This is a genomic window from Polynucleobacter sp. UB-Piko-W3 (assembly GCF_018881635.1).
GTDB lineage: Bacteria > Pseudomonadota > Gammaproteobacteria > Burkholderiales > Burkholderiaceae > Polynucleobacter.
Window position 1 is genome coordinate 1 of record NZ_JACVPY010000006.1, and the last position, 2,588, is coordinate 2,588.

The 2,588-nt window shown below is 48.2% G+C and carries 1 protein-coding gene; it reads left to right on the forward strand.

Features of this window, described 5'->3' with window-relative positions; genetic code table 11:
- Positions 1-2,588 (forward strand): calcium-binding protein (locus ICN31_RS10560; RefSeq protein WP_216261290.1); only part of this gene is annotated, 2,588 nt, incomplete at both ends.

Below are 2,588 nucleotides of genomic sequence, written 5' to 3' on the forward strand. Positions count from 1 at the left end.
GGCTCTGGCAACGACTCCTTAGATGGTGGTTTAGGTGATGACACCTTAATCGGTAATGGCGGTAACGATACCTACACCATGACCTTTGGGGTCGATTCTGTGATTCGCAATGGTGTGAGCACACTGGTCAGTACCAGTGGTAGTGATACCTTTATTGATTACGCTGGCACCTCAACCGTTAAGGTCAATCCAAACGGCTCGCAAGTAGGCTTTACTTTTACTGAGCGCGGCACCGATGGCAATATCTACACCCGCACTTATGCCGATGGCTTTGGTAAGCAGTTAATTGCTACCCAGACTCTGATTGGTAACTTTGCCAATGAGGGTACCCAATTTAGTATTGGTGTTAATGGCTATACCGTTAATGGTTCTACTGGTAGCCAAACGTATCAATCGTTTACCGAAGTATCTGGCAATACGGTTTACTCTTATAACGCTAACTTTAACCAGAACAACCTGTTAATCGGTAGTATTTATAACGAGTCCATGACGGGTGGTGCTGGTAGTGATTGGCTTGAAGCAGGCTCTGGTAATGACACTATCTTTGCTAGTGGTGGATATGACCGCATTGATGGCGGCTTAGGTTCAGATACTGCTGCTTATGGCGCGCTCGATAATCTGAGTGCAGGCGTTAAAGGCGTTATGGTGCTCGCTACCGATCAAGGTAATGCTGCATCACTTAATGACTACTTTGTCTTTAAGAACCAAAACTATACAGCCGGTAGTTTTTCTGCGAGCACTTTGCTAGCATCTGGTAGTGCGGATTATTTGCAATCAGTCGAGTACATCGCTGGTACCGCGCAGTCTGACCTCTTTGTTGGTGGATATTCTAGTGATTGGTTTGCTGGTCGCGGCGGCCTAGATACTTTTTATGGTGGCTCCTCAGTAGAGCGCGGTACCGACTGGGTCGATTACCAAAGCTCCCTCTTTACGATGGGCATTACTGCCAACTTGGGTGGACTAAGCGCTGGTACTACGACCAACCTCACTTTAGGTGGTATTGCAATTGGTACTCAGTACAACACGATCACTGGCACCGTCAACACTCAGATGGGCCCCGATACGCTTTACAACATTGAAGGTATCCGCGGCACTAGCTATAACGATACTTTGATTGGTTCTACCTCTGGTAACTGGCTACGCGGGGGTTTAGGTAATGACGTTTTAGTCGGCATTAGTAATGGTTTTCCTGGCGCACTTGCTGAGGCTGCTACTGACTGGGCTGATTACCTTAATAGCGCTTACGGCGTTACTGTCAATCTAGGTGTTGGTAGTAATGCAGCATCTTCTTTAAGTTTATCTACTGTTGCAGGCATCTCTATTAGTGGCATGTCTTATGGCACTGCTACTGGTGCTGATGGCAACGACATCTTGATCGGTATGACCGGTGCGCGTGGTGGCGATGGTAATGACATCCTTATTGGTAGCTCTGGTGCCGACTGGCTTGCTGGTAGCCAAGGCAACGATACCTTAATTGGTGGCGGTGGCAATGATTGGGCATCGTACAAGTGGGCTAATGGTAGTGTCACCGTGAACCTGGGCGCTGGTACGTATAACTACTCAGCGTATAACTACGGAAGTGGTATCGACTTTAATGGTCAGATTTGGGGTACTGCCTCGGGCGCCGATGGTTACGATACCTTGATTGGGATTGAGCGTGTAGTGGGCTCACGCTTTGATGACACCTTAACGGGTAGTAGCGGTGATAACGTCTTTAGAGGTCTAGACGGTAACGATACGATTGATGGCGGCGCAGGTAGTGACTGGATTAACTACTCCGAAGCATTGATTGCCAATAACAACGCGACCAGAAGTACTACCGGTATTACGGTAGATCTATCAGCCGCTAAAGATGCTAATGGATATGTGAGCGTCACCGTAGCAGATGGTAATGAGCTATTGGGCAGCGCTAGCACTGACCTACTTAAAAATATTGAGAATATTACTGGTACGATTTACAACGATACCCTGATTGGTGATGCGGGCGATAACAGCTTGCAAGGCTTCGGTGGTTCTGACACCTTAATGGGTGGTAGTGGTAACGATACTGCTGACTTTAAGTGGAACTACTCTGGTATTACTGCAACACTAAATGATGCTGGTCTGAATAACGATTCTGTACAAGTTGGCACTGTTATTAGCAGCCTTGGTAACAGCGTACTTTACGGTATTGAGAACCTGCGCGGCACTGAGTATGCCGACATCATTACGGGTAACCGTGGTGCGAACACCATTGATGGTGGCTATGGCGATGACACCTTAGATGGTGGTGGTGGTAATGACACGCTCTCATATCGCTCTGCCTCTGGTGGTGTGACGGTGAACCTTGGTAATGGCACTACTAGCACAGTGACTGGTGCAGCCGGTACTGATCTCATCACCAGCTTTGAGAATCTCTTGGGCTCTGCTTATGCCGACACCTTGACCGCATATACCGGTGGCAGTGTGATTGATGCTGGCGGTGGTAATGACACCATCTTTGGTAATGCGGGTGACGACATCTTGCGTGGTGGCACTGGCAATGATCTGATTGGTGGCGGCGCTGGCATTGATCGTGCCTTGTTTAGTGGTTTATATACGGACTATAG